Source organism: Robertmurraya massiliosenegalensis JC6 (assembly GCF_000311725.1).
Classification (GTDB): domain Bacteria; phylum Bacillota; class Bacilli; order Bacillales; family Cytobacillaceae; genus Robertmurraya; species Robertmurraya massiliosenegalensis.
The window spans coordinates 192,770-199,448 of the sequence record NZ_HE978514.1 but is presented as its reverse complement, the minus strand read 5'-3'; the positions used below and the strand labels follow the sequence as shown (position 1 = coordinate 199,448).

Sequence of the window (6,679 nt, the reverse complement as noted above, 5' to 3'; positions counted from 1 at the left end):
GGGCTTACGGTAAAGCAACATTTAAAATCGTTTGATTAAGAACGGATAAAAACGCTCCTAAAAGAATGACAAACAATAAAACTCCTCTATTGAGTTCTTCTCTAGGTTGTTCCATGATCTATTTTACATTCCTTTCAAAGTTACACTTAATTATCATATAGTTGTTTAATTGACAAAATGTCGATAAAATAAATAGTAACATGTTAAAGGGAAAAATGACATTTACACTTTAAGAAGAACTGTTGAGTACTCGACGTTTTCTTTAAAATATGTCAATTAAAACCTTGATAATAGTTAAAGGATGGATGAAATGTCTAGAAAGATAGATCCACGCATTGTACGAACAAGAAAGTTGTTTAAAGAGGCGCTGATTTCTTTACTTGAGGATAATGAGGATACACGAAAACTAACGGTCCAAAATATCGCCGATCGAGCGCAATTAAATCGGGCTACATTTTATTTGCATTACCGAGACATTGAAGACTTAATGGAGCAAATGATTGGGGAAATTTTAGAAGATATGTACGATACAATCGCACCACCCTCACCTGATAAACGTGAGAAAGGACAAACACCACCTCGTTCACGGTTGATCTCTTTTCTAGAACATATATATGCCCATTCAGCACTTTTTAAGGTCATGCTAGAAAATCATGATTTCCGACAGAGAATGTTTGAACTTTTATTAGAAATTGTCACGTTATGGGAAAAAGACCGATTAGAGAGAGGAAAAACGTTTCATGTGCCAAATGAAATTATTGCTTCTTCGACATTAGGAATCGTGACGTGGTGGTTAAGGGAAGACACTCCCTATAGCCCAAACTATTTAGCAAAACAAATCATTTTAATGGTGACGAAAAAGTAAATAAAGAAAATTAAGAAATAAATGACAGTTTCTTTCTCCTCATGTACGATAGATATAGCATGAGGAAAGGGGATTTTTCATTTGTTACATATCGGAATCATAGGTTTAGGTGCAATTGGGCAACGTTTAATTAAACAATTCTCGGAGCATCCAGATATAGAAATAGCGGCAGTTTGTGACCAACTAGAATCACTGACAAGAGAAACTGCTGCCTCACTTGGGGGAGCACACGCCTATACAGAATATCAAGAAATAATCGCTGACCCAAAGGTCAACCTTGTTTACGTAGCTGTCCCACCAAAATATCATTTTCCAATCGTGATGGAAGTGCTGCAAGCAAAGAAGCATGTCTTATGTGAGAAACCTTTAGCAAACTCAGTCGAAGAGGCAAAGGCAATGCTAATAGCAGCAAAAGAAGCAGGGGTGGTTCATGCGATGAATTTCCCGCTTAATTATGGGCCAGCAGCAACAAAGTTTGCCGAATTAATTCATGAAAATGACATCGGAAAGTTGAGAAGATTACAGCTCACCATGCATTTTCCAGAATGGCCACGTCCATGGCAAAAAAATGAATGGGTAGGACAGCGAGAGCAAGGTGGATTTGTGTTAGAAGTAGGAGTCCATTTTATTCAACAAACATTAAAGATTTTCGGCGATATAAAAAATATTCAAACTCGTCTAGAATTACCTGGAGATTCACTTAAATGCGAGACTGGAATCATTGCCACCGCAGAACTAGAGGATGGCACACCTGTTTTAATTGAAGGATTAAGTGAAATTGCTGGTAAAGAATATATTGGTTTCACAGCTTTCGGTTCAGAAGGAACGCTGGCACTTGAAAACTGGGGTCAATTGAAGTCAGGGAAAATAGGCGCAGAGCTCGAGACGATTTTAACAGAAGGCGTTACACCGAATCATCTAATCGATGAAGTGGTTAAAGCCATTCAAGGCCAAGATGCAGAACTATATGATTTTGAGGTTGGCTATAAGGCTCAAGTAGTGCTTGAGGAATTGAGGAAAGTGTAAAGAAAGAGAGTTTTTGAAACAAGTCTCATTTTAGAAAAAGTAAACTTCCAGTTGCCAATCTTAATTCCAAATTGTCTGAGAAAATGTTAAGTTTTACTATAATAGGAGAAATGCTTCATACGTGTTTGCTGTTATTCAGGGAAATTAAACTGGTCTGTATGAAAAGTGTATGTATGTGCTAAATCCAAAGAAGACTAGTTCTTGTGCCAATTCTTATTCATAAAGAAAATTGAACTTAATTATGAAGTCGTACATTAATAATTAGTACTTTAAAGAAGATAGAAGTCTAATGTTATATAGAGCACTTACAATTTTAAGTGCGAATGTGAAGCTCACATGTTTTTCCTAGGAGATTCGCACCTAGTAAATGAGGACAATTCCATTAACTTTAATCTTTTTATTTAATAGTTTCTTGTACAACAAGAAAAATAGCGTTTTTATCTCTAAAAAAAGTGTAATTTTACTTATTTAGATTAAAAATCGCTGTCGCACTCTACATGAGTGTGTGGATTGAAATAATCTCTCCTCAATGGATTACCAAGTGACACCATGTCGCACTCTACATGAGTGTGTGGATTGAAATAGCTATTGTTGCCGGAGCTGGGGATGCATCTGCGTCGCACTCTACATGAGTGTGTGGATTGAAATTGTTGCATATCCGTTCGGCTTTCCACACTTCTTACAGTCGCACTCTACATGAGTGTGTGGATTGAAATCTTACACATGGGATGGCTCTGACTGGGTTAAGGCGTCGCACTCTACATGAGTGTGTGGATTGAAATAAGATTTCACGAACAAAGTTCCTATCTGAACCAGTCGCACTCTACATGAGTGTGTGGATTGAAATATATTTATGCTCACATATCTCACCCCCTTCCATGTCGCACTCTACATGAGTGTGTGGATTGAAATAGGAACTTGGACTTTTCCTGCTGTATTTATTGCAGTCGCACTCTACATGAGTGTGTGGATTGAAATAACTCAGTTAAAGAGGCAATAGAGAAGTATTTAGTCGCACTCTACATGAGTGTGTGGATTGAAATATTAAATAAAATCAAGCGAATGAGCATATCGATATAGTCGCACTCTACATGAGTGTGTGGATTGAAATAATCAAAATTCACTCCTACTGAGGATCGTGATTTGTCGCACTCTACATGAGTGTGTGGATTGAAATAAAAGTCTGCGGGTAAACCGACTCTTGCTCCAGCGTCGCACTCTACATGAGTGTGTGGATTGAAATCCGCATTCGCACAAGCACCTCCACACTACACGACGTCGCACTCTACATGAGTGTGTGGATTGAAATGGTGTATTTGTTGGAATGTTTATAAACGAAACGATGTCGCACTCTACATGAGTGTGTGGATTGAAATTAACGATGGGTCATGCTTTATAAATTCGCCAATTGTCGCACTCTACATGAGTGTGTGGATTGAAATAAAGGTTGTTGTATTGGGGAACATTTATGAGCATGTCGCACTCTACATGAGTGTGTGGATTGAAATCATTAGTGCTAAATCCGTCATTTTCTTTTCCTCTGTCGCACTCTACATGAGTGTGTGGATTGAAATTAACCACTTGGCGATTTCTGCCCAAAGAACATCGTCGCACTCTACATGAGTGTGTGGATTGAAATATTGCTTTAGTAATCAAAAGGTAGGATTTGTACAGTCGCACTCTACATGAGTGTGTGGATTGAAATAGACTGACTCATCTGGAAAGATGATCGCTATCAATGTCGCACTCTACATGAGTGTGTGGATTGAAATTTTTGCAGTGAGATTTGACCAGTTTAAGTGAAAGTGTCGCACTCTACATGAGTGTGTGGATTGAAATCTGATGTCACGTCTCCTAAAATAGCTGTTAAAGCGTCGCACTCTACATGAGTGTGTGGATTGAAATGTCTGGTCAAATAGACCAGCTGCACTTAATCCAAGTCGCACTCTACATGAGTGTGTGGATTGAAATCATCGATACAAATGAGTACAGCGAGAAGGCAAAGCGTCGCACTCTACATGAGTGTGTGGATTGAAATTGTTTGCATACTTTCCATTATCTTCTGGAGGAAAGTCGCACTCTACATGAGTGTGTGGATTGAAATTCGCTGGTGCTGGTGTTTTATATGGATTAGGAAGTCGCACTCTACATGAGTGTGTGGATTGAAATAATAGAAAGGAAAGATTATATGAATAAAAATATGGAGTCGCACTCTACATGAGTGTGTGGATTGAAATTGATGAGTGGGAAGATGTTATCAAGACAAGGGCTGTCGCACTCTACATGAGTGTGTGGATTGAAATACAGCAGAGGGATGCTGCGAGAATTAGGCTACATAGTCGCACTCTACATGAGTGTGTGGATTGAAATCAGTTAAGATGGCTGACATGGATGTCCCACGCAATGTCGCACTCTACATGAGTGTGTGGATTGAAATATAAAGGAATGGCTGAACATAATTTGGTTTGTAGTCGTACTCTACATGAGTGTGTGGATTGAAATCATAATCATAGGTAACTGGTTAAGGAAACCTGTGTCGCACTCTACATGAGTGTGTGGATTGAAATGGTCTAGCTGCCTTTTTTACTTTTTTAGGTTTTGGTCGCACTCTACATGAGTGTGTGGATTGAAATAATAAATTGTTTGAAAGTGAATTACTTGATTTTAGTCGCACTCTACATGAGTGTGAGGATTGAAATTGACCATTTCACAACAAGATTCTGTTGATGCTCGTCGCACCTTACTTAGGTGCGTGGATTGTAATTTGCACAAAGCGAACCATTCCGTTTGATCCGGGTGTCGCAACATAAAAAGGTTAGTAGATTAATAGTCGACAAATTTTCACATTAGAAACACATTTATTACTTTTTATGAAGAGTAGTAGCAGAATTCATTTTTATTCTTCGACGTTAATTAGGCAAGGGCGAATGTTCTGAAATTAGGATTTCGATATCTATTGGTGATGTAGTTGTATTATTCATATACATAAGGAATCTTCTTTTCAAGGATTAATTTGTTGTGCTGATTTAAGAGCACCAAAATGAGAGGTTTTATATGGTTTGCGCACATTTTGTTGATTGGAACGGAAGGTGGCGTGTCCTGCGGGAAAAGCGTGACCAGGTGAGATTTAAAGGGGCTTGCTCCAATCAGCTCACGGTCCGCCTACGGAAAGCTTCGCCTACAAAGTACATAGATAGTACAAAAACAGAGGTGCCATAAAAGCTAAGCTTTTTAAAGCACCATCAACTCCCTTGTTAATATCTACTAAAACAAGAAACATTCCCAAATCCATGTTAGTCCTTTATACTAATTGAAGGAAAAGATTTAATGGAGAGGATTTTAACATGACGATTACAAATGAAGAAATGATTGTTGATATAAAAAGTTTAGATGAAAAAGGTGCTGGACGTGCGAGTGTTTGGCGTGAAAATGAAAAAGGAAACCCGAAGAAGTTGAGACTAACAGTCCCTCAAGTTCTTCCAGGTGAAAAAGTTCGTGTAACAGTGGACAAGCCAGAACGTCGCAGAAGACGGGCGAAATTAGAAGAGATTATTGAAACTCATTCAGAACGGACCGCACCACCTTGTCCTCATTTTGATAAATGTGGAGGGTGTGTTTGGCAGCATTGGGATTACATTGGCCAGCTACAGCAAAAGACTTCTCATGTTAAAGGAGCCATCGAAGCACAAGGATTCAATCCAGATCTTGTACAAGATACAATCGGAATGGACGAACCTTGGCGTTATCGTAATAAAATGGAATTCACTTTTTCACCCGAAGGCGAATTAGGATTACATGAACAAGGGAATTTCCGAAAAATTATCTCTCTGGAAACATGCTTAATTGCAGGAAAAGAAATGGTTGAAGCAGCAATGGAAGTTGCGATATGGGCGAAAGAACATCAATTAAAAGGCTATAATAAAGATCTTCACGAAGGTTTATTACGTCATCTTATGGTTCGTCAATCCTTTGTAACTGGTGAAATGATGCTTGCATTGTTTGCGACTGAAGCACCGACTGGCGAGCTTGAAGAAGCTGTGAACAATTTAATCAGACGTGTGGAAGATAAATTTCCCCAAGTAAAAAGCTTAATGTGGCTAGAAAATACGGATTGGGCGGACCGCACGCAATCTGAAAAAAGTCATGTTCTTGCGGGAAGAGATTTTATTTACGATGAAATGGATGGCTATCGATTCCGACTATGGTTTGATACATTCTTCCAAACGAATCCAACGCAAGCGCAAAAGTTAGTGGATTTAGCCGTTGAGATGGGGGAACCAAAGAAAACAGAAAAAATGATTGATTTATTCTGTGGAGTGGGAACCTTCTCTCTACCTTTTGCAAGTAAAGTAGAGAAACTCGCAGGGATCGAAATTGTAGAAAGTTCGATTGAATCTGCAAAGCGTAATGCCTTGGATAATGGCTTAACGAACACATACTTTTTAGCAAAGGATGCTCGAAAAGGCATTGATGAGGTACTTGAAAGTTTTGGGCGACCTGAATTATTGTTACTTGACCCTCCTCGTTCAGGAGCTGGTGGAAAAGTGATGAGGAGAATTGGACGTTCCCAGCCAGAAAGAATTGTCTATGTATCCTGTAATCCAGATACATTTGCAACCGATATTAAAGAGCTTGTGCCATTTGGCTATAGACTTGAAAAAGTGCAGCCAGTGGATTTATTCCCTCATACGGTGCATGTGGAGTGCGTTGCCTTGATGTCAAGGGTAAAAGGGATGACCAACAAAAATTGCCTGAAGTAAAGACTTTTCGGAAGTCTGAGCGTAAGCG

At 39.0% G+C, this 6,679-nt stretch carries 3 protein-coding genes and 1 CRISPR repeat array; all 3 genes read left to right on the top strand.

The window, feature by feature from the left end; translation table 11 throughout:
• Window positions 1–310 precede the first annotated feature (310 nt).
• Window positions 311–865 carry a TetR/AcrR family transcriptional regulator gene (locus BMSHG_RS14430; RefSeq protein ID WP_019155154.1) on the top strand — a complete coding sequence of 185 codons (555 nt, stop codon included), beginning with the start codon at window positions 311–313 and terminating at the stop codon, window positions 863–865.
• 81 nt (window positions 866–946) lie between these two features.
• Window positions 947–1,891 (top strand): Gfo/Idh/MocA family protein, encoded by a 945-nt coding sequence (locus BMSHG_RS14425; protein WP_019155153.1) that lies wholly within the window; start codon window positions 947–949, stop codon window positions 1,889–1,891.
• A gap of 485 nt (window positions 1,892–2,376) precedes the next feature.
• A CRISPR array of direct repeats spans window positions 2,377–4,590; the repeat unit is 32 nt; unit sequence GTCGCACTCTACATGAGTGTGTGGATTGAAAT.
• A 645-nt stretch (window positions 4,591–5,235) separates the two neighbouring features.
• Window positions 5,236–6,651 (top strand): 23S rRNA (uracil(1939)-C(5))-methyltransferase RlmD, encoded by a 1,416-nt coding sequence (rlmD, locus tag BMSHG_RS14420; protein WP_019155152.1) that lies wholly within the window; start codon window positions 5,236–5,238, stop codon window positions 6,649–6,651.
• Window positions 6,652–6,679: the final 28 nt, after the last annotated feature.

What these genes read in the sequence shown, in the direction of transcription:
- BMSHG_RS14430 (WP_019155154.1), top strand. Translation starts at nt 311, where the DNA reads ATGTCTAGAAAGATAGATCCACGCATTGTACGAACAAGAAAGTTGTTT.
- rlmD (WP_019155152.1), top strand. Translation starts at nt 5,236, where the DNA reads ATGACGATTACAAATGAAGAAATGATTGTTGATATAAAAAGTTTAGAT.